Origin of the sequence: Bradyrhizobium sp. MOS002 (genome assembly GCF_003020115.1) — a bacterium.
Lineage (GTDB): Bacteria > Pseudomonadota > Alphaproteobacteria > Rhizobiales > Xanthobacteraceae > Bradyrhizobium.
Map to the genome: position 1 here is coordinate 350577 of NZ_PYFX01000003.1, position 20305 is coordinate 370881.

Annotated in this window: 19 protein-coding genes; 16 read left to right on the top strand and 3 right to left on the bottom strand. The window is 65.5% G+C overall.

Annotation, left to right across the window (positions count from 1 at the left end; translation table 11 throughout):
- Window positions 1-93: 93 nt before the first annotated feature.
- On the bottom strand, window positions 94-1722 hold the full coding sequence (locus tag C7G41_RS10420; RefSeq protein WP_106942479.1) for a helicase HerA-like domain-containing protein: 1629 nt from the start codon (window positions 1720-1722) through the stop codon (window positions 94-96).
- A 346-nt stretch (window positions 1723-2068) separates the two neighbouring features.
- Here C7G41_RS10420 and C7G41_RS10425 point away from each other — a divergent pair, with 346 nt between their 5' ends.
- From C7G41_RS10425 to C7G41_RS10500, 16 genes are all read left to right on the top strand, one after another.
- Window positions 2069-2434, top strand: a complete 366-nt coding sequence (locus tag C7G41_RS10425) for a hypothetical protein (RefSeq protein WP_106942480.1) — start codon at window positions 2069-2071, stop codon at window positions 2432-2434.
- Between the two features lie 26 nt (window positions 2435-2460).
- Complete coding sequence (locus tag C7G41_RS10430; protein ID WP_007608193.1) at window positions 2461-2868, top strand: DUF4332 domain-containing protein; 408 nt, start codon at window positions 2461-2463, stop codon at window positions 2866-2868.
- Between the two features lie 276 nt (window positions 2869-3144).
- The gene (gene folP / locus C7G41_RS10435) at window positions 3145-4005 is read left to right on the top strand and encodes a dihydropteroate synthase (protein ID WP_106942481.1); all 861 of its coding nucleotides are present in this window, start codon (window positions 3145-3147) and stop codon (window positions 4003-4005) included.
- The gene (gene folB, locus C7G41_RS10440) at window positions 4002-4370 is read left to right on the top strand and encodes a dihydroneopterin aldolase (RefSeq protein ID WP_106942482.1); all 369 of its coding nucleotides are present in this window, start codon (window positions 4002-4004) and stop codon (window positions 4368-4370) included. Before folP ends, folB begins: the two co-directional genes overlap by 4 nt.
- A 1-nt stretch (window position 4371) precedes the next feature.
- On the top strand, window positions 4372-4863 hold the full coding sequence (gene folK / locus C7G41_RS10445) for a 2-amino-4-hydroxy-6-hydroxymethyldihydropteridine diphosphokinase (RefSeq protein ID WP_106942483.1): 492 nt from the start codon (window positions 4372-4374) through the stop codon (window positions 4861-4863).
- Between the two features lie 81 nt (window positions 4864-4944).
- Entirely contained in the window at window positions 4945-6816 is a 1872-nt protein-coding gene (locus C7G41_RS10450; protein WP_106942484.1) for a methylmalonyl-CoA mutase family protein, read from the top strand.
- Window positions 6813-7277, top strand: a complete 465-nt coding sequence (locus C7G41_RS10455; RefSeq protein WP_106942485.1) for a GFA family protein — start codon at window positions 6813-6815, stop codon at window positions 7275-7277. The genes C7G41_RS10450 and C7G41_RS10455 overlap by 4 nt, the downstream gene beginning before the upstream one ends.
- Window positions 7278-7299: 22 nt before the next feature.
- On the top strand, window positions 7300-9456 hold the full coding sequence (scpA, locus tag C7G41_RS10460) for a methylmalonyl-CoA mutase (protein ID WP_106942915.1): 2157 nt from the start codon (window positions 7300-7302) through the stop codon (window positions 9454-9456).
- 53 nt (window positions 9457-9509) lie between these two features.
- Complete coding sequence (locus C7G41_RS10465; RefSeq protein ID WP_106942486.1) at window positions 9510-10280, top strand: RsiV family protein; 771 nt, start codon at window positions 9510-9512, stop codon at window positions 10278-10280.
- Window positions 10281-10411: 131 nt separating this feature from the next.
- Window positions 10412-11404 (top strand): tripartite tricarboxylate transporter substrate binding protein, encoded by a 993-nt coding sequence (locus C7G41_RS10470; protein ID WP_106942487.1) that lies wholly within the window; start codon window positions 10412-10414, stop codon window positions 11402-11404.
- Between the two features lie 231 nt (window positions 11405-11635).
- Window positions 11636-12130: a tripartite tricarboxylate transporter TctB family protein gene (locus tag C7G41_RS10475; protein WP_106942488.1), complete on the top strand. Its 495-nt coding sequence runs from the start codon at window positions 11636-11638 to the stop codon at window positions 12128-12130.
- Window positions 12131-12134: 4 nt separating this feature from the next.
- A complete protein-coding gene (locus C7G41_RS10480) occupies window positions 12135-13649 on the top strand; it encodes a tripartite tricarboxylate transporter permease (protein ID WP_106942489.1) in 1515 nt (504 codons plus the stop codon).
- A 51-nt stretch (window positions 13650-13700) separates the two neighbouring features.
- A complete protein-coding gene (meaB, locus tag C7G41_RS10485; RefSeq protein ID WP_106942490.1) occupies window positions 13701-14690 on the top strand; it encodes a methylmalonyl Co-A mutase-associated GTPase MeaB in 990 nt (329 codons plus the stop codon).
- Complete coding sequence (locus C7G41_RS10490; protein WP_106942491.1) at window positions 14687-15340, top strand: pyroglutamyl-peptidase I; 654 nt, start codon at window positions 14687-14689, stop codon at window positions 15338-15340. The genes meaB and C7G41_RS10490 overlap by 4 nt, the downstream gene beginning before the upstream one ends.
- 92 nt (window positions 15341-15432) lie before the next feature.
- Window positions 15433-16803, top strand: a complete 1371-nt coding sequence (locus C7G41_RS10495) for a TIGR03808 family TAT-translocated repetitive protein (RefSeq protein ID WP_106942492.1) — start codon at window positions 15433-15435, stop codon at window positions 16801-16803.
- A 198-nt stretch (window positions 16804-17001) separates the two neighbouring features.
- Entirely contained in the window at window positions 17002-17319 is a 318-nt protein-coding gene (locus tag C7G41_RS10500; RefSeq protein WP_106942916.1) for a GIY-YIG nuclease family protein, read from the top strand.
- A gap of 116 nt (window positions 17320-17435) precedes the next feature.
- Here the strand turns inward: C7G41_RS10500 and C7G41_RS10505 are convergent, their stop codons facing one another.
- Complete coding sequence (locus tag C7G41_RS10505) at window positions 17436-18077, bottom strand: TIGR03809 family protein (RefSeq protein WP_199198338.1); 642 nt, start codon at window positions 18075-18077, stop codon at window positions 17436-17438.
- Window positions 18078-18587: 510 nt separating this feature from the next.
- A complete protein-coding gene (locus tag C7G41_RS10510) occupies window positions 18588-20294 on the bottom strand; it encodes a S8 family serine peptidase (protein ID WP_106942494.1) in 1707 nt (568 codons plus the stop codon).
- Window positions 20295-20305: the final 11 nt, after the last annotated feature.

The window sequence follows — 20305 nt, forward strand, 5'->3', positions numbered from 1 at the left end:
CGGACGCTTGGAGAGTCCTGATCACCCGAATTTGTACCCGCCGCGCACAAGCGGCGGGTTTGCGGATGAATTGCCTCAAACGAGGCTTTCTGCCTACCTGCGCAGCAAGCCGCCGAGCGCGCCGCGGACCAGCGTGCGGCCAATCGAGCCACCAAGCTGGCCGGCGACCGACTTGCCGATATTGGCGGCCATCCCCCCGATCACCTGATTGGTGACCGATCGGGTCATGTCGCGCGCGATAACCTGGCCCGTCGAGAGGCGGCCGCGCTTGACGTTGGTGCCGAAGATGGTGCCGACGATCGAGCCGATCTGCCCGAGGATGCCGCCGCCCCCATTTCCGCCAGCCGCGCCGGGATCGGCAGTCGCAGCCGTGCCGGCAATGCGCTTCTGGATCATCTCGTAGGCGGACTCTGCATCGACGGCGGTGTCGTATTTGCCCTTCACCGGGCTTGCATCCATGATCGCCTTGCGCTCTTCCGGCGTGATCGGCCCGATCCGGGCCGATGGCGGCCGGATCATCACCCGCTCGACCATCGCCGGCGTGCCGTTGCCTTCGAGAAAGGACACCAGCGCCTCGCCCTTGCCGAGCTCCATGATCACCTTGGCTGTGTCGAGCTTCGGGTTGGGCCGGAAGGTCTGGGCCGCGGCGGCGACCGCCTTCTGGTCGCGCGGGGTGAAGGCGCGCAGCGCGTGCTGCACCCGGTTGCCCAATTGTCCGAGCACGCGGTCGGGCACGTCGACCGGGTTTTGCGTCACGAAATAAACGCCGACGCCTTTGGAGCGGATCAGGCGCACCACCTGCTCGATCTTGTCCATCAGCGACTTGGGCGCGTCGTTGAACAACAGATGCGCCTCGTCGAAGAAGAAGACCAGCTTCGGCTTGGGCAGGTCACCGGCCTCGGGCAGCTCCTCGAACAGCTCCGACAGCATCCACAGCAGGAATGTCGCGTAAAGCCGTGGGCTCTGCAGCAGCTTGTCGGCGACGAGGATGTTGACCATGCCGCGGCCGTCGCGGTCGGTCTTCATGAAGTCTTTCAGCGTCAGCGCCGGCTCGCCGAAGAATTTGGTTGCGCCCTGGTTCTCCAGCACCAGGAGCTGGCGCTGGATGGTGCCGACCGTGGCCTTGGTGACGTTGCCAAAACCCTGCGCCGCCTTCTTGATCTCGGCAAGCGGACTCTCCTCGGCATCCGCCCCCTTCTTGCCGGTATCGGGCACGATGGCATCGAGCAGCGCGCGCAGATCCTTCATGTCGATCAGCGTCAGCCCGTTGTCGTCGGCGACGCGAAAGGCGACGTTGAGCACGCCCTCCTGCACGTCGTTCAGGTCGAGCATGCGTGCGAGCAGCAGCGGGCCCATTTCCGTGACGGTCGCCCGCACCGGGTGGCCCTGCTCGCCGAACACGTCCCAGAACACCGTCGAGAACTGGTCGGGCTCGAACGTCAGTCCCATCTCGGTAGCGCGCTTGACGATGAAATCCGCGGGCACGCCGACCTCGGAGATGCCGGAGAGGTCGCCTTTGATGTCGGCCGCGAAGACCGGAACACCGGCGCGCGCAAATCCTTCCGCCATGACTTGCAGCGACACCGTCTTACCGGTTCCGGTTGCACCCGTGACGAGGCCGTGGCGATTGGCGAACGCCAGTGTCAGCCATGCCTGCTCGCTTCCTTTACCGACGAAGATCTTGTCGTCGGTATCACCGAGCTTGCTGTCCTGTGCGGTCATTATTCTCTGATCTCTCTGCCCTGTTTCGCATATCGAAACTTGAACCACTAGTTCCGTAGTTTAACGCATATCGCGCGCTGATTGAAACCATTCAGCGCGCTCCGGGCATGCGACATCGTCGGAAACATTCGGGGCGACATCAGCCGAAAGTAGGAACGACGCATTCGCACCGCGGCATTTTTTTGCCGATTTCATCTCCGCTCTTGCATCACTGCAACACTTCTCGCGCGTTCGAGACTGAATCGGAACGTTGGTGGCGTTCATCGCTTGTATTTCACATCACACCGGCTCAAGATCATTTTGAAAACGATACTCCGGCATGTGAACCGGCTGAGGGGCAGGCCATATGGACGAACTGATCGGGCGGCTGGCGACAAACGCCAGCATAGATGGTGCTGTCGCTGAAAAGACCGTCGGCATTATCCTGGGCTTCCTCCGCAACGAGGGTCCTACCGACAGCGTGCAGGTCCTGATCGACCAAATTCCAGGTGCAGAAGCGGCAATCGAGGCGTCCGGCAACGGCGGGGGATTGTCGCGGCTGATGGGCGGCGGCCTGATGGCAGTCGGCACGCGCCTGATGGGCCTGGGACTTGGCATGTCCGAGATTCAGAACATCGCCCGTGAACTTTTTCGCTTCGGTCGAGACAAAATCGGAGCGGATCAGATGGGCAAGATCATCGCGGGGACCCCGGGCCTCAGCCAGTTCGCCTGACGCCTGCGCATTTCACATCGAGTATCATGACATATCCGATCTCCGAGATTGAAGGCCTGTCGGCCTTTGCCGCCAACAAGTTGAAGGCGCAGGGTATCCGCACCACCGACGCGCTGCTCGAGGCGGCCTCGACCGTGAAGGGCCGCAAGGCGCTCTCCGCCAAGACCGGCATCAGCGAGCAGTTGCTGCTGGAATGGGCCAACGTCTCCGACTACATGCGCATCCCCGGCATGGGCCGGGCCAAGGTCGGCCTGGTCCGCGCCGCCGGCGTCACTACCGTGCGCGAGCTCGCCTACCGAAATCCGGCAAGGCTCGCCCAAAGCATGCGGGATGCCAACGAGAAGAAAAAGCTCCTCCGCATCCTGCCCTCGGAGAAATCGGTCGGCGACATCATCGCCAAGGCGAAGAAGCTGCCGCCGAAGATTTCGTACTAGGGCTGCCGCTCTCCGCATACGGGTTGCCGCGCTACTCTCTCGGCATCGTTTTGCCCGATGGGCAACAATGCATCCCCCAACTCCGCCGTCATACCCCGCGAAAGCGGGGTATCCAGTACTCCGCGGCTCCTCCGTATCGCGGCACCGTCTCTGGAATACTGGATTGCCCGCTCTCGCGGGCAATGACAGCGAGGGTGCGCGACGCCGTCCCTAAACGCTGACAACCCACCCCTTCCCGTCTTGACTCCCCCTCCCCGACCGCGCAAAGCCACGCGCATGAATGCCTCGCCCTCCCCATCCGTCCCGGCGGCCGGTTCAGTCGGGCTTGACGTGCTGCGGACGCTGCTGGAGCGGCCGATCCCGGCGGTGATGGGCGTGCTCAACGTCACCCCGGATTCCTTCTCCGACGGCGGCGAATTCATCGCGCCCGAGCAGGCACTCGCGCGGGCACGGGCGATGATCGAGGCCGGGGTCGACATCATCGATATCGGTGCCGAGTCCACCCGGCCCTACACGGGCGCCCGGCCGGTCACGGCGGAAGACGAACTGGCACGGCTGAGGCCGGTGCTATCGGATATCGTGGCGCTCGGCGTGCCCGTGTCGATCGACAGCATGAAGGCGGAGGTGGTGGCCTTCGCGCTCGACCACGGCGCGGCGATCGCCAACGACGTCTGGGGTCTGCAACGCGATTCCGCCATGGCGCCGCTGGTCGCCGCGAGGGGCGTCCCCGTCATCGTCATGCACAACCGCGACAGCGTCGATCCCGCCATCGACATCGTCGTGGATATGAAAGCGTTCTTCCTGCGCTCACTCGACATCGCCGCCAAAGCCGGCATCGCCCGCGACAAGATCGTGCTCGATCCCGGCATCGGCTTCGGCAAGACCGCCGAGCAGAGCATGATTGCGCTGGCGCGGCTGCGTGAATTCGACATGTTCGGCCTGCCGATCCTTGTCGGCGCCTCGCGAAAACGCTTCATCGCCTCGGTGTCACCGTCGGAGCCGACAGAGCGGCTCGCCGGATCGATCGCCGCGCATCTGATCGCCGCGCAGCGCGGCGCGAAAATCATCCGGGCCCATGACGTCGCCGAAACCTTGCAGGCCCTGCGAGTGGCGCACGCAATCGAGAGCAAGCCATGACCGATACGATCTTCGTAAGCGGCCTGTCGATCCATGCCCGCCACGGGGTGATGGAGCACGAGACCGAGGTCGGCCAGCGCTTCGTCATCGACCTCGAGCTCTATACCGATCTGTCGGAGCCTTCGCGCACCGACCGCCTCGCCGATACGGTGTCTTACGCCGACGTCGTCGCGACCACCACCGCGGCCTTCAAGAACACCAATTACAAGCTGCTGGAGCGCGCGGCCGGCGCGGTCGCCGATGCGATCCTGTCGCACTTCCCGCGCATCCGCGCCGTGAAGATCACCGTGCACAAGCCGCATGCGCCGATCGCCGCGATCTTCGACGACGTCGGCATCATGCTGACGCGCTCGCGGCACCCCTGACATGGCGAGCGTCCTGATTGCGCTCGGCGGCAATGTCGGCGATGTCCGTGCGACGTTCCAGAAGGCGATCGCCCATATCTGCGGCATGGCGCAGGCTGCGTTGATCGCCCGCTCCGCCGACTACACGACCCCGCCCTGGGGCGACGAGGACCAGGCTCCCTTCATCAACGCCTGCGTCGAGATCGAGACCGATCTCGATCCGCATGCGCTGCTGTTCGTGATGCAGAAGGTCGAGCAGAAATTCGGCCGCACCCGCGATAAAGAGCGGCGCTGGGGCCCGCGCACGCTCGATCTCGACATGATCGCCTATGACGATGTGTCGATGCAGAAGCCCGACCTGACCCTGCCGCATCCGCGCCTGTTCGAGCGCGCCTTTGTGCTGGTGCCGCTGGCCGAGATCGCGCCCGACCGCGTGATCGCAGGCATTCGCGTCCGTGACGGTCTCGCCAGCGTCTCGACACAAGGCATTGAGCGGCTTCCGGATACCGGTTAACCAAAAACAACCGTTTGCAGGGACGGCCGGCCGTGGCAATTTCGCCCGCGAACAACAAGATTTTCGGGAGCCCCTCGCCGCATGACCTCCGCGACTGACGACCTGCCGCTGGCGGCGGATTTTCCCAAGGCGACCGTCGAAGACTGGCGCAAGCTGGTCGATGGCGTGCTGAAGGGCGCGCCGTTCGAGAAGCTGGTCGGCAAGACCTATGACGGCATCAAGATCGATCCGCTCTATCCGCGCGCCAAGGGCGTTGCGCCCGTGGTCGGGCGGCCGGCGGCGGCGCCCTGGCAGATCATGCAGCGGATCGACCATCCCGATGCAAGTGCGGCGAATGCGCAGGCACTGACCGATCTCGAAAATGGCGCGACGGGTCTGGCGCTGGTGTTCGCCGGCGGCAATGCCGCTCACGGTTTCGGGCTGGAACCGACCGCGGACGCAATCGCAAAGATTTTGAAGGATATCCATCTCGATGCCGGCATCGGGCTGGAACTCGAGATCGGTCCGCAATCGCGGATGGCGGCGATCCACGTCGCGGAATATGTGAAGAGCAAGGGCATCGATCCCGCGGCTTGCGACATCCGCTTCGGGCTCGACCCGCTCGCGGCCGCCGCGGTGTGGGGCCACAGTCCCTATACCTGGGACGAGATCGTTCCGGCCGTCACCGGCGGCATCAAGGGCCTCGCCGCACTCGGCTTCAAGGGTCCTTTCGCATCGGCCGACGGACGCGTGATCCACGATGCCGGCGGCTCGGAGGTGCAGGAGCTCGCCTTCGTGCTCGCCTGCGGCGTCGCTTATTTCCGCGCGATCGAGGGCGCCGGCGTTCCGCTGGAGCAGGCGCAGGGCATGGTCTATGCGCGGCTTGCTGCGGATGCAGATCAATTTCTCACCATGGCAAAATTCCGCGCCTTGCGGCTGCTGTGGGCACGGATCGAGACGGCGTGCGGGCTCGCGCCAAAACCGCTGTTCATCGCCGCCGATACCGCCTGGCGCATGCTGACGCAGCGCGATCCCTATGTGAACATGCTGCGCGCGACCATGGCGACGTTTGCGGCCGGACTTGCGGGCGCCAACGCGATCACCGTGCTGCCGCACACGCTGGCGCTCGGCCTGCCCGATTCGTTCGCGCGGCGCGTCGCGCGCAACACGCAAGCCGTGCTGCTGGAGGAAAGCAACCTCGCCAAGGTCAGCGATCCCGCGGCAGGCGCAGGCGGCATCGAGACGCTGACAGGCCAGCTCTGCGACGCAGCCTGGGCGCTCTTCCAGGAGAGCGAGAAAACCGGCGGCGCCTTCGCTGCGCTTCAGCAGGGCGTATTCCAGAGCAAGGTCGCGGCCGCGCGAAAAGCCCGCGACGCCAACATCGCAAAACGCCGCGACGTGCTGACCGGCGCCAGCGAGTTTCCGAACCTGCACGAGAACGAGACTGCGGTGCTGAAGGCGCCGCCGATCGTGCTGGCGCCTTATGGCGAGCAAAAATACAAGTTCGACGCGCTGCCGCCGATACGGCTGGCGGAACCGTTCGAGGCGCTGCGCGACAAATCGGATGCGGCGTTGAAGACACGCGGTGCGCGTCCAAAAGTATTTTTGGCCAATCTCGGCACGCCCGCCGATTTCACGGCGCGCGCGAGCTTTGCCAAAAGCCTGTTCGAGACCGGCGGCATCCAGGCCGTCGACAGCGAGGGCTTCGCCGATCCGGCCCAGTTAGCTGCCGCCTTCAAGGCCACCGGCGCCGAGCTTGCCTGTCTTTGTTCCAGCGACAAGGTCTATGCGGAACACGCCGAAGCCGCGGCGCAGGCCCTGCAAACCGCCGGGGCGCGACTTATCTATCTGGCAGGCCGCCCGACCGATGCCGAGGCGGCGCTACGCGCAGCCGGCGTCACCGGTTTTGTCTTCGCCGGCGACGACGCGCTTGCGACATTGCAAGACGCCTATCGACGGATGGAGCAGGTATGACCGAAGCCAGCAAACCAGTTTTCACCGGCGGCTGCCAATGCGGTGCAGTGCGCTTTGGAGTCACGACGGCGCCGAACAGGGTTTCGATCTGCCACTGCCGGATGTGCCAGAAAGCCAGCGGCGCGCCGTTCGCGTCCTTTGCCGACATCAACAGGACGGACTTCGCCTGGACCAAGGGGAAGCCGTCGTTCTTCCGCTCCTCCTCCATCGCCGAACGTGGCTATTGCGCCGCCTGCGGCACTCCGCTGAGCTTTAGCCGCATCGACGGCGACCGGATCGAGATCATGACCGGCGCCTTCGACCGTCCTGACCACGTAGTGCCGACGCGGCAGTTCGGCACCGAGTCCCGCCTCGGCTGGGTGGTCGGCATCTCCAATTTGCCGAGCCAGACCACGCAGCAGAATTACGGACCGGAGAAGATGGCGACCATCGTCAGCCATCAGCATCCGGACCATGATTGAGCCCTCTGATATGGTTGAAACCATGAGCCGCGTTCCCAATTTCGCCGACGTGGCCTTCGAGCGAGCGGCCACCGGCGCCCCGACCGGCAACGCCGAGCCGTGGCTGACGCCCGAGGGCATTCTGGTGAAGCCCGCTTATGGCGAGGCAGACCTCGCCGGGCTCGACTTCCTCGAGACCTATCCGGGCATCGCGCCTTTTCTGCGCGGCCCCTACCCGACCATGTATGTCAACCAGCCCTGGACCGTCAGGCAATATGCCGGCTTCTCCACGGCGGAGGATTCCAACGCGTTCTACCGCCGCAATCTCGCGGCCGGACAGAAGGGCCTTTCGGTCGCCTTCGACCTCGCCACCCATCGCGGCTATGACAGCGATCATCCGCGCGTCGGCGGCGACGTCGGCATGGCCGGCGTTGCCATCGATTCCATCTACGACATGCGCACGCTGTTTGCGGGCATTCCGCTCGACCAGATGAGCGTGTCCATGACCATGAACGGCGCGGTGCTGCCGATCCTGGCGCTCTATGTTGCGGCTGCGGGAGAACAGGGCGTGGCGCCAGAAAAGCTCTCAGGGACCATTCAGAACGACATTCTGAAAGAGTTCATGGTGCGCAATACCTATATCTATCCGCCCGCGCCCTCGATGCGGATCATCTCGGACATTTTTGCGTATACCTCGCAAAAAATGCCGAAATACAATTCGATCTCGATCTCCGGCTATCACATGCAGGAGGCCGGGGCGACGCAGGACCTCGAGCTCGCCTATACGCTGGCCGACGGCGTCGAATATCTTCGCGCCGGCCTTGCAGCCGGCCTCGATGTGGACCGCTTCGCGCCGCGGCTGTCGTTCTTCTGGGCGACCGGGATGAACTTCTTCATGGAAGTCGCCAAGATGCGCGCCGCGCGGCTGCTCTGGGCGAAGCTGCTCAAGCCCTTCAATCCGAAGGATCCGCGCTCACTGTCACTGCGCACGCATTGCCAGACATCCGGCTGGTCGCTGACCGCGCAGGACGTCTTCAACAACGTGATGCGCACGACGGTGGAAGCGATGGCGGCGACCCAGGGTCACACCCAGTCGCTGCACACCAATGCGCTCGACGAGGCGCTGGCGCTGCCGACCGATTTCTCCGCGCGTATCGCCCGCAACACCCAGCTCTTCCTGCAGCAGGAGAGCGGCACCACCCGCATCATCGACCCCTGGGGCGGTTCGTATTATGTCGAGCGTCTCACGCGCGACCTCGCCGCCAAGGCCTGGAGCCACATCCAGGAGGTCGAGGAGCTCGGCGGCATGGCCAAGGCGATCGAGGCCGGCGTGCCGAAGCTGCGCATCGAGGAAGCCTCGGCCAAGACCCAGGCCCGCATCGATGCCGGCAAGCAGGCGGTGATCGGCGTCAACAAATACAAGCCGACCGACGAAGCTCCGATTGATATCCTCAAGGTCGACAATACCAATGTCCGCCGGCTCCAGATCGACAAGCTGGCGCGGCTGAAGTCCGAACGCGACCAGAAGGAGGTCGAGGCCACGCTCGCCGCGCTGACGCGCTCGGCCGGCGAAGGCAACGGCAATCTGTTGGCGCTCGCCATCGACGCTGCGCGCGCGAAGGCAACCGTCGGCGAGATCTCGGACGCGATGGAGAAGGTGTTCGGCCGGCACCGCGCCGAGATCAAATCCATCACCGGCGTCTACAAGCGGGAGGCGTCCAGCATGGGTAACCGGGTCGAGAAGGTCCAGGCGCTGATCGACGCCTTTGAGGAAGCGGAAGGCCGCCGCCCGCGCATCCTGGTCGCAAAAATCGGCCAGGATGGTCACGACCGCGGCCAGAAGGTGATCGCGTCGGCCTTCGCCGATATCGGCTTCGACGTCGATATCGGGCCGCTGTTCGCGACCGCCGACGAAGCCGCGCGCCAAGCTGTCGAGAACGACGTCCACATCCTCGGCGTCTCCTCGCTCGCCGCCGCCCATCTCACCGCCGTGCCTGAGCTCAAGGCCGCGCTGAAGAAGCAGGGCCGCGACGACATCATGATCATCGTCGGCGGCGTGGTGCCGCCACAGGATTACGACGCGCTCTACGCGGCCGGCGCCGAAGCGATCTTCCCACCGGGCACCGTGATCGCGGACGCGGCCGAAGAGCTGATCCGCAAGCTGAACGCCCGGCTCGGGCATAGCGAGGCGGCGGAGTAGGTCGTCATCGATCTTCGAAAGGACAGTGCGTGATATTTTCCGCGCCAGCGTTCATGCGCGCGCTTGCTGTGGTCGCGGCTTGCAGTGCGTTGTTGGCTACCGCCCATGCCGCGGACCCCAAGCCCGACGCGATCATCAAGACCAAGAGCATCGAGGCTCGCGTCTTCCTCGACGACAAGGTCAAGGTCGATGCAGCGCTGGCGGCGGATTGCCTGGCCGAAGGCAAGAAATGGCTCGACAAGAACGCGGCTGAAGCCGCCGCCTCGCGCAAAGAGGATCCGCAGTTCTTCAAGGAAGGCGGCTGGGACTTTGAGCGCAAATACGCGATCCGCTCCGTGGTCGCCGACCGCTATGTCAGCATTCTCCGCAACGATTACATGGACACCCACGGCGCCCATCCCAACTCCGACGTGAACACGGTCCTGTGGGACAAGGCCGAAGGCAAGCGCATCTCCATCCGCCCGTTCTTCAGCGAGACCGCCGACAACGGCCCGGCCATGAAGGCGATGGTGAAGGCGGTGATCGCCTCACTGAAAATCGAGAAGAAGAAGCGCGGCGCCGGCGAGACCGCGACCGACGAGTGGTTTAAGGAGCTCGCACCGAGCCTGCTCAAGATCGGCGCGGTGATGCTCGCGCCGTCAACCGACGCGGGCAAGAGTTCCGGCCTCACCTTCCACTACCCGCCCTACGCAGTCGGCCCCTACGCCGAGGGCGAATATCGCGCATTCGTGCCGTGGGAAACGCTGAAGCCCTATCTCACCGCGGAGGGCACGCGCATCTTCAGCGGCGCGCGGCCGAAGAGCGACGCGGACGAGCCGCAGTGATCGTGTTGAGCAGCGACAAGTTGCTCACAGAGCGCTGGTAGCGCTATCTTGCAGCCGCGCTGCAAAGCCGACTAGAATGTCGCCATTGACAAAAGAGCGCCCGAAATCATGGGCGCCGGTGGGAGGCATTGATGTCCAAGATTACGCGCCGCACCTTTGCGGCTTCATCTGCCGCAGTCGCGGCATCCGCCGCATTCGGCCTCACGCCCGCACGTGCGCAAGCCTATCCGGCGCGGCCCGTCACCGTGATCGTGCCCTGGGGCGCGGGCGGCGGCACCGACGCGACCGCGCGCATTGTTGCAGCGCTGCTGGAGAAGGATCTCGGTCAGCCCTTCAACGTGGTCAATCGCACCGGCGGCTCCGGCGTCGTCGGCCATAGCGCGATCGCGACCGCGCAGCCCGATGGCTATACCATCGGCATGCTCACGGTCGAAATCTCGATGATGCACTGGCAGGGGCTGACCGAGCTGGCGCCCAAGAGCTACACCCCGCTGGCGCTGATGAACGAAGACCCTCCGGGCATCCAGGTCTCCTCCTCCTCGCCTTACAAGACGGTGAAGGAGCTCGCCGAAGCCATCAAGGCGGCCCCTCCCGGCAAGTTCAAGGCCTCCGGCACCGGCCAGGGCGGCATCTGGCATCTCGCGCTGGTCGGCTGGATGCAGGCGATGGGCCTGCCGGCCAACCAGGTCGCCTGGGTGCCGTCGAACGGCGCCGCACCCGCGATGCAGGACCTCGCCGCCGGCGGCCTCGACCTCACCACCTGCTCGGTGCCGGAAGCCCGCGCCATCATCGAGGCTGGCAAGGCCAGGAGCCTTGCCATCATGGCGCCAGCGCGCAATCCGATCTTCAAGGACGTGCCGACGCTAAAGGAGGCGATGGGCATCGACTACGCGACCGGCGCCTGGCGCGGCATCGGCGCGCCGAAGAATCTGCCACCAGAGATCGCAACGAAGCTCACCGCGGCGCTGAAGAAGGTCTACGACTCCGCCGAGTTCAAGGACTTCATGAGCAATCGCGGCTTCGGCACGGTGTGGGGCGATGCCGGCGAGTTCGCAAGCTTCATGGACAAGGGCGACGCCCAGATGGGCGAAGCGATGAAGGCGGCGGGTCTGAGCAAGGCATGATCTCCTGCGGCTCTCACGCGAGACGATAGTTGGTTGAAGTGGCTGGTCCGCACGCTCAATTCGCCTCGCCCCGCTTGCGGGGAGAGGTCGGAATTCAAGCGCAGCTTGAATTCCGGGTGAGGGGGACTCTCCGCGAATCCAACTTTCGCCTCCCCTGCGGAGGGCCCCCCTCACCCCGACCCTCTCCCCGCACGCGGGGAGAGGGAGAACACCTCTTGTAGGACTTCTCCCATGCGCCTTCCCGACTCCGTCACGGGATCGTTTCTCGTCGTGCTCGGCACAGCAGCCGCCTATGGCGGCTGGCTGCTGCCGCCGGTGCCCGGGCAGCCGGTCGGCCCCAACGTATTTCCGCTCGTGATCGGCATCGGGCTTGCGCTGTGCGGGCTCGCGATCGTGTTCGGGATCGGCCACACCTTCGAGGAGGCGGAAGAGCTGATCCCGCTCGAGGATGGCCAGACAGCGGCTGCCCCGCCGCCGCAAGGAAAGCTCTATGCCCTGCGCGCGCTGCTGCCGCCGGCGCTACTGCTGTTCTACGTGGTCTCAGCCGACCGGCTCGGCTTCATCATCACCGCGGCGATCATGGTCTACGTCACCTCGACCGCGTTGGGGGCGAAGTGGAAGCTGGCACTGCCGCTCGCCGCACTCTCGCCCTTCGCCATCCACCTCATCTTCGGCAAGCTGCTGCGCGTGCCGCTGCCCGCCGGCCTGTTGCCGACGCCCTGGTGATCCCATGCTGAAAACATTGATTGAAGCGTTCGCACTGATCTCCACCTGGGAGGTCATCATCGCGATGTTCGCAGCCTCCGTGTACGGGCTCGTGATCGGCTCGCTGCCGGGCCTGTCGGCGACGATGGCAACCGCCCTGCTCGTCCCCGTCACCTTCTACCTCTCGCCGATCGCGGCGATTGCGACCATCGTGGCGGCATCCTCGATGGCGATCTTCTCCGGCGACATCCCCGGTGCGCTGCTGCGCATCCCCGGCACGCCGGCCTCCGCCGCCTATGCGGACGAGGCTTACGCCATGACCCGCAAGGGGCAGGCCGAGCTGGCGCTCGGGGCCGGCGTCTGGTTCTCGGCCGTCGGCGGCATCGCCGGCGTGCTGTCGCTGATGATCCTGGCGCCGCCGCTGGCCGAGATCGCGCTGTCGTTCTCCACCTTCGAGTATTTCTGGCTGGCCCTGCTCGGCTTGATGTGCGCGACGCTGGTGGCGCGCTCCTCGCCCGTGAAGGCGATTGCCGGCATGTTCCTCGGCCTGCTGGTCTCCTGCGTCGGCATCGAAAATCCCGGCGGCGTGCCGCGCTTCACTTTCGGCCTCACCGACCTGTTCGGCGGCATCGAGCCGATCCCCGCGCTGGTCGGCGTGTTCGCTGTCGCCCAGGTGATGCGCGCGATGCTGACGCCCGAGCCTCCGCCGCTGCCGCGGCGCAAATTCGGAAGCATCATGGCCGGTCAGTGGAAACTGACCAAGAAATACCATTGGCAGATGACGCGCGGAAACATCGTCGGCATCATCATCGGCGTGCTGCCCGGCGCCGGCGCCGACATGGCCGCCTGGGTCTCCTACGCGATGTCGAAGCGCTTCTCCAAGGAGCCGGAAAAATTCGGCACCGGCCATGTCGAGGGCCTGGTCGAGGCCGGCGCCAGCAACAATGCCAGCATCGCCTCGGGCTGGGTGCCATCATTGCTGTTCGGCATCCCCGGCGACACCATCGCCGCGATCGCGATCGGCGTGCTCTACATGAAGGGCCTCAACCCCGGACCGACGCTGTTCACCGAGAAGGCGTCGAGCATGTACGCGATCTATCTGATGTTCATCATCGCGAACATTTTGATGATCCCGCTCGGCATCGCCATGATCCGGGTTGCCGCCTACATCCTGCTGGCGCCGCGCTCCGCCATCATGCCGATCATCATGCTGTGCTGCGCGGTCGGCTCCTTCGCAATCGGCAACAACATGTTCGGCGTCGTCACCGTCGCCGCCTTCGGCATCATCGGCTATGTCATGGAGGCGAACGGCTATCCCGTGGCCGCGATGGTGCTTGGCATCGTCATGGGCACCATGGTCGAGCAGGCTTTTGTCACCTCGCTGATCAAGTCGGACGGCAGCATTTTGCCGTTTTTCGAGCGCCCGGTGGCCGCGATCCTCGCCGCCATGGCGATCGGGGCGCTGCTGTGGCCGGTGATGCTCTGGGCGTGGCGGAAGGTGAAGCCGGTGCGGACGGGGGTGGCGGCGACATCCCGGTGATATCGGGCGGGCGGCCCTCGCCTGCCCCGCATGGGCGTTGTAAAGCAGGGCATGGTTGAGAAAAAACCTTCACTGGACATCAAACCCCTCGCCCATGACCTCCGCGCCGGCAGCCGCGCGGCATTGGCGCGGGCGATCACGCTGGTCGAGAGCCGGCGCAGCGACCATCAGGCGCTGGCGCGCGAGCTGGTACAGATGCTCTTGTCCGATACCGGCAAGGCGGTCCGCGTCGGCATCACCGGCTCGCCCGGCGTCGGCAAATCCACCACCATCGACGCGCTCGGCACCCATCTCATCGAGCAAGGCCGCAAGGTCGCGGTGCTCGCGGTCGATCCGTCCTCGGCGCGCAGCGGTGGTTCGATCCTCGGCGACAAGACGCGGATGGCCCGGCTGTCGGCTTCCGACGACGCCTTCATCCGACCCTCGCCGTCCTCGGGCACGCTCGGCGGCGTCGCGGCCAAGACACGCGAGGCGATGCTGCTATGCGAGGCGGCCGGATTCGACGTCGTACTGGTCGAGACTGTCGGCATCGGCCAGTCCGAAACCGCGGTCTGCGACATGACCGATTTCTTCCTGGCCCTGATGCTGCCGGGCGGCGGCGACGAATTGCAGGGGATCAAGAAGGGCCTGGTCGAGCTCGCCGACATGATCGCGATCAACAAGGCCGACGGCGACAATCTCAAGCGCGCCAACATCACCGCCGCCGATTATCGCGGCGCGCTGCATATCCTGACGCCGCGCTCCGAGCACTGGCATCCGCCGGTCGAGACCTATTCGGCGCTGACCGGCGACGGCATCGCGAAGATCTGGCAAAAGGTCCTCGATCACCGCAAGGCGATGAACGCATCCGGCGACTTCGCCGCGCGGCGGCGCGAGCAGCAGGTGAAATGGATGTGGTCGATGCTGGAGCAGCGCATGCTGGCGCGCTTGCGCAGCGAGGCGTCGGTCCGGACCAAGGTCCGGAAGATCGAGACCGAGGTCGCCGATGGCCATCTCACGCCGGCGCTCGCCGCCGAAAAGATCCTGGAGTTGCTGCAATGAGCGACAAGCTCCGCATTCTCCTCACCGGCTTCGGCCCGTTTCCCGGCGCGCCCTACAATCCGACCCAGCCGCTGGTCGCCCGGCTGGCGCAATTGCGCCGTCCCGCGCTCGACGATGCCGCGATCTCCAGCCACATCTTCCCGGTCACCTATGCCGCGGTCGATCGGCAATTGCCGGAGGTGCTCGCGAAAGAGAAGCCGGATGCGCTGCTGATGTTCGGCCTCGCCGCACGCACGCCCTATCTGCGCATCGAGAGCCGCGCGCGCAACGCCGTCACCATGCTCTGGCCCGATGCCGCCAACACCCGCTCGAGTAAGCGCGGCATCGCCGGCAATGCGGACGCGATGACGTTCGGTCCGCACACCGCAAGGCTGCTGCGCGCCGCCCGCCTCACCGGCATCGACGCGCGCCCTTCGCGCGATGCCGGCGCCTATCTCTGCAATTATCTGAGCTGGCGCGCGATCGAAAACGCCAGTGCCGGCGGGCCGCGGCTTGCGGCGTTCATCCATATTCCCCTGCTTGCGCGCAGCGGCGCCGTGCGCCGCAAGGGCGCGCCGCGGATCACGCTAGAGGACCTGGTGGACGCTGGGGAAGCGATGCTGATGGAGATGGTGCAGTTGGCACGGAAGGCGCGGAACAAGACTGCGTAAACATTTAACCCTACCGCGAACAATCCTCACGCGACCAGCCGCCCTGCGCTACCTAACCGCTGCGGACCCCCGCGTCCGCCGGAGGACGCTTCATGGACCTCAATCGCCGCCATCTCATCGGAGCTTCGACCGCAGGCATTGCCGGCGCGCTCGCGATACCCGCCGACGCCGCGCGTGCGGCGCCGCTGACGTCGCTGCTCGGCCGCGATGCCACGCAATATGGCGTGCGACCCGGCAGCAGCGAGGATCAGACCCGCGCGCTCCAGCGTGCGATCGACGAGGCCGCGCGAGCGCAGATGCCGCTGGCGCTGCCACCCGGCATCTATCGCAGCGGGTTGCTACGCTTGCCAAATGGCGCGCAACTGATCGGCGTGCGCGGCGCGACCAAGCTCATCTTCACCGGCGGGGCCTCGGCGATCCAGAGCGACGGCTCCAATTCGATTGGCCTCACCGGTATCACCTTCGATGGCGGCGGCATTCCGCTGCCGACGCGGCGCGGGCTGATCCACGTGCTTGGCGGGCGCGACGTCCGCATCGCCGATTGCGAAATCACCGGCTCCGGCGGCAGCGGCATCTGGCTCGAACAGGTCTCCGGCGACATCTCCGGCAACATCTTTACCAACATCGCGGTGACGGCGGTGGTGTCGTTCGACGCCAGGGGTCTCAGCGTCTCCCGCAACACCATCACCGGCACCAACGACAACGGCATCGAGATCCTGCGCACGGCCATCGGCGACGACGGCACACTGGTCACCGATAACCGCATCGAGGACATCAAGGCCGGCCCCGGCGGCTCCGGCCAGTACGGCAACGCCATCAACGCGTTCCGCGCCGGCAACGTCATCGTGCGCGGCAATCGCATCAAGAACTGCGATTACTCCGCCGTGCGCGGCAACTCGGCCTCGAACATCCACATCAGCGGCAACAGCGTCAGCGACGTCCGCGAGGTCGCGCTCTATTCGGAATTTGCGTTCGAGGCCGCGGTGATCGCCAACAACATTGTGGACGGCGCCGCCGTCGGCGTCTCCGTCTGCAATTTCAACGAAGGCGGCCGCATCGCCGTGGTCCAGGGCAACATCATCCGCAATCTGATCCCGAAGCGGCCGATCGGCACCGCGCCGGATGACGATGCCGGCATCGGCATCTACATCGAGGCGGATTCATCGGTCACCGGCAACGTGATCGAGAACGCGCCGTCCTACGGCATCGTCGCCGGCTGGGGCAAGTATCTCCGCGACGTCGCCATCACGGGCAACGTGATCCGCAAGGCACTGGCAGGCGTCGGGGTGTCCGTCGTGCCCGGCGCCGGCACCGCGCTCGTCAACAACAACATGATCTCGGAAACCCCGCGCGGCGCCGTGGTGGGGCTCGATCACGCGCGCGCCGTAACGTCCGACCTGTCGGCGGACGGCGCCCAGCGGTTTGCGCAATTGGTCGTCGGCGGGAATGCGGTGCGGCGGTAGGCGTGCCGTTGAAAGTCGGGCCGTTCATCCTTCGAGGCTCGCTCCGCGGTGCTCTGCACCGCGAAACTCGCACCTCAGGATGACGGGATACATCTTTAGGTTGTTATTTCCAACTTGACAACCAGAGCACCGTCGTCATCCTGAGGTGCGAGCCGTGCGGTGTGGAGCACCGCGCGGGGAGCCTCGAAGGATGATGCTGTGGGCATCTATGTCTACATGCTGCGATGTGCGGATGGCTCGTTCTACAATCGCAGCGCCACCGGCGACGACGTGTCGAGGCGCGTCGACGGGCACAATGCCGGCGCCTATCAGGGGTACACCTACTCGAGGCGCCCCGTCGTCCTGGTGTGGTCCGAGTATTTTGATCGGATCACGGACGGCATTGCCGCTGAGCGGCAACTCAAGGGATGGAGCCGCGCCAAGAAAGAAGCGCTCATCAAGTCGGATTGGGCTTCGGTGAGTCAGCTTGCAAAACGTCGCGCGGGAGAGCCCAGGTCAAGAAATAAGTCTCGGTGAGGCTGGCACACGGGCCGCTCATCGTTCGAGGCTCGCTAATCGGCGCCGTTGCGCCGCTTAGCTCGCACCTCAGGATGACGGTTTAAGAAGGCGCGGCGTCCGTCCCAAGCATTCCCTTAGAACGCGTTCCGCAGCAGCGGGTACTTCGCTTCGAGGCCGTCGAGGCTGAAGGTGAACTCAACCAGGCGCTCGGGGGCTGCGACAATTTCGGCTGCCGGCGGAGAGAACTGCGGCAGAAGCGCCGCCATCGCAGCCAGCGCCTTGGGCGCTGCGGTCGCGGCCGGCACCTTGGGCCCCGTCATTGCCACGGGCGCGGTGGGCGGCGCCATGGCAGCCGGCACTTGGAGCGGCGCCATCGCGGCAGGCGCGGCGACCGGCGCGGGCGGGGCTTCGGAGATTTTGGCGATAACGCCGGGCTTGGGATCGAGCCTGACCGGCACGGCGGTCTCCGGAGCGATGTGCACGGCCTTTGGTTGCACGGTCTGCGCCTGTTGCTCGCGCGGAAACATGCGGGGCATTGTCGCCGGCGACCAGCCGAATGCGGGCGACACGCTGGCGGCTGCCGTGGCGACGTCAGCGCCGGTGGCAAGCGCGCGCCAGGTCTGAACGGCGAGCTTGGCTTCCTGGATGTTTTCGAGAAATGCGATCTCGGAGTGATAGCGGCGCCAGCGCCCGGTCTCGAACATCTCGGAGAGGTGCACCAGCCGCTGCTCGGCGAGAGCGCACCAGCGTGCCGCAATGTCGCGGCCGATGGCCACGTCGCGAATAGCCTCTTGGCGATGTGTCATAAATCAGCCCGTCAGGAGAAAATACGGACGCGACGCAACGCACACGAATCAATTTAGACGCGACGTGAATATTTTGTGGAAAAGTTTTGACTTGTCCAGCAACGACGATGTTTTCGTCGCCAAACTCCGTAGTCGTGCGGAGATTCAAGGGGTTTTGGAGTCAAGCTTCGCACAAGCATAGCGCGCCTGCGGCCTGTCGGCGGAGCGGTGGCGATGAGTGAGCCAAGATCTCTCAACCGAAAGCTGAGCTCGCGCAGGGCTTCGAGGAATTGGACGTCCCAAAAAGAAAAGACCCGTCCGGGGGGACAACCGGACGGGTCGAGCCATATGGGCGCTTGGGGTGGATGGGCGCTCGCGCCTGATATGACTTATGGGGAGGGATAACCGCTCCCACATAATTTGGTCGTGCCAGCGGGCCGAACGTTCAATGCGGCGTTTGATTTTTCGACCTTCGCGCCGCGCGCAAAGTTGTCGCAGCCGCTATCGCGTCGCCGGCCTATCCGCCTGAGAAACCGTGGCTTTATCCTCGGTGCTCGACAACGAGGGTTGCTCTAATGCGCGGATGCCAGGCTCGTCGCGACGCTTCTCGATATCTTCACGTTTTGTTGTACCGGACGCGGCCGCGACCGGCGTCGCGCCGGCGGCGGGAACGGCCGTGACCGCGGCAAACGCGTCGGCCTCGCCGTCGCCGAAGAGATCATCACGGCCGGGTGAACCGAGGTCGCGCGCCGTCTTCGCCAGCGTCGTGCGCAGCGCTTCCGGCTTCAAGGTGTAGTTGCGCTCGAGTAGCAGCGCCGCGACGCCGGAGACATAGGCGGCCGAGAACGAGGTGCCCGACGTCATCTGGTATTTGCCGTCAGGCGCCGGCAGGAAGATATCGACGCCGGGGGCCGCGACCGCGATGTAGTTGCCGCGGTTGGAGGCGGTGAACAGCCTGTCCTGCTGGTCGGTCGCGCTGACCGCGATCACGTTGGGATTGGCGGCCGGATAGAGCGGCGGGGACTTCGCGCCGGCATTGCCGGCGGCTGCGATCAGCACCAGGCCACGCGCGGCGGTCGCCGCGATGGCCCGCTCGATCACCGCGTCTTTGGGACCGGCAAAGCTCATGTTGACGATCTGCGCGCCGTGCTCGGCGGCATAGTTCAGCGAGCGCAGGATGATGTAGGACGAGCTCTCGGCCCCGCCGGTGGTGCCGCCAAAGGCGCGGATGGCGATGATGCGCGCCTCGGGCGCGCTGCCCATCAGCTTGGCATGCGCCACGATGGCGCCGGCAATGCCGGTGCCATGAATGTGCGGGCCCTCCGCGCTGCCGAGCGCGTCGAAATTGTCCGCAATGGAATTAGCAAGTTCCGGATGCTGGGCGTCGATGCCCGAGTCGATCACGGCGACCGTCACGTTGGCGCCGTGCGCCAGCGCATGGGCCTGCGGCAGGCGCAGCTTGGCCAGCGCATATTGCGCGGGATCACCCTCGGTCGGCACCGACGATTTCTGGTCCTGGAGCAGGTAGCGGAAGTTCGGCTGGACCGAGCGCACGCTGCCGTCGGCCGCGAATTCACGCCGCACCGTCGCGGAGGGCCGGCCGTCGGTGATGCGGAACAGTCCGAACGTTGCCCCGATCAGCGGAAAATTCTCGGAGGACACGCGGGTCAGGCCATGGCGGCGCGCAAGCTCGTCGGCCTGGGTCGACGACAGCCCGCCGTCGATCTCCGCGACGAATTCATTGGCGAAGGTGCGCAAGTCCCCGGCGACGGGGGGGTTGTTGCCGCGCCCCTTTCCGGCGGTCTTCTTGCCCGATTTGCCCGAGCCATCGCCACCTGCGTTCTGCTGCGCCAGGCATTCGCCGGCGGCCTCGCGATCGGACGCTGTACAGGCGGGATAGAGGTTCGGGGAGTAGCGCGCGTAAGGCGGCACCGGCGTCGGCCCCATCCGCGCCGAAATCCTCGCGGTCACGATCGGGCCGGGACCGCGGCCGACGGCCACAGCTCTGGCGGCAACACCCGGACTGACGCGTGCGGCGATGCCAGGAGAAATGGTCGGTATTCGGGAGGGGACGCTGATCGTCGGCGTACGCATCATCGCCTGCGCCTGCGCAACCTCGACGCCGAGACAGGCGGCGAGCAAAAGCGCGGCTGCGACCGACGAAGCGTAGGCCCCGGCTCTCACTCCACTTTCGGACTTGCGCGTCATCGGTATGGAGC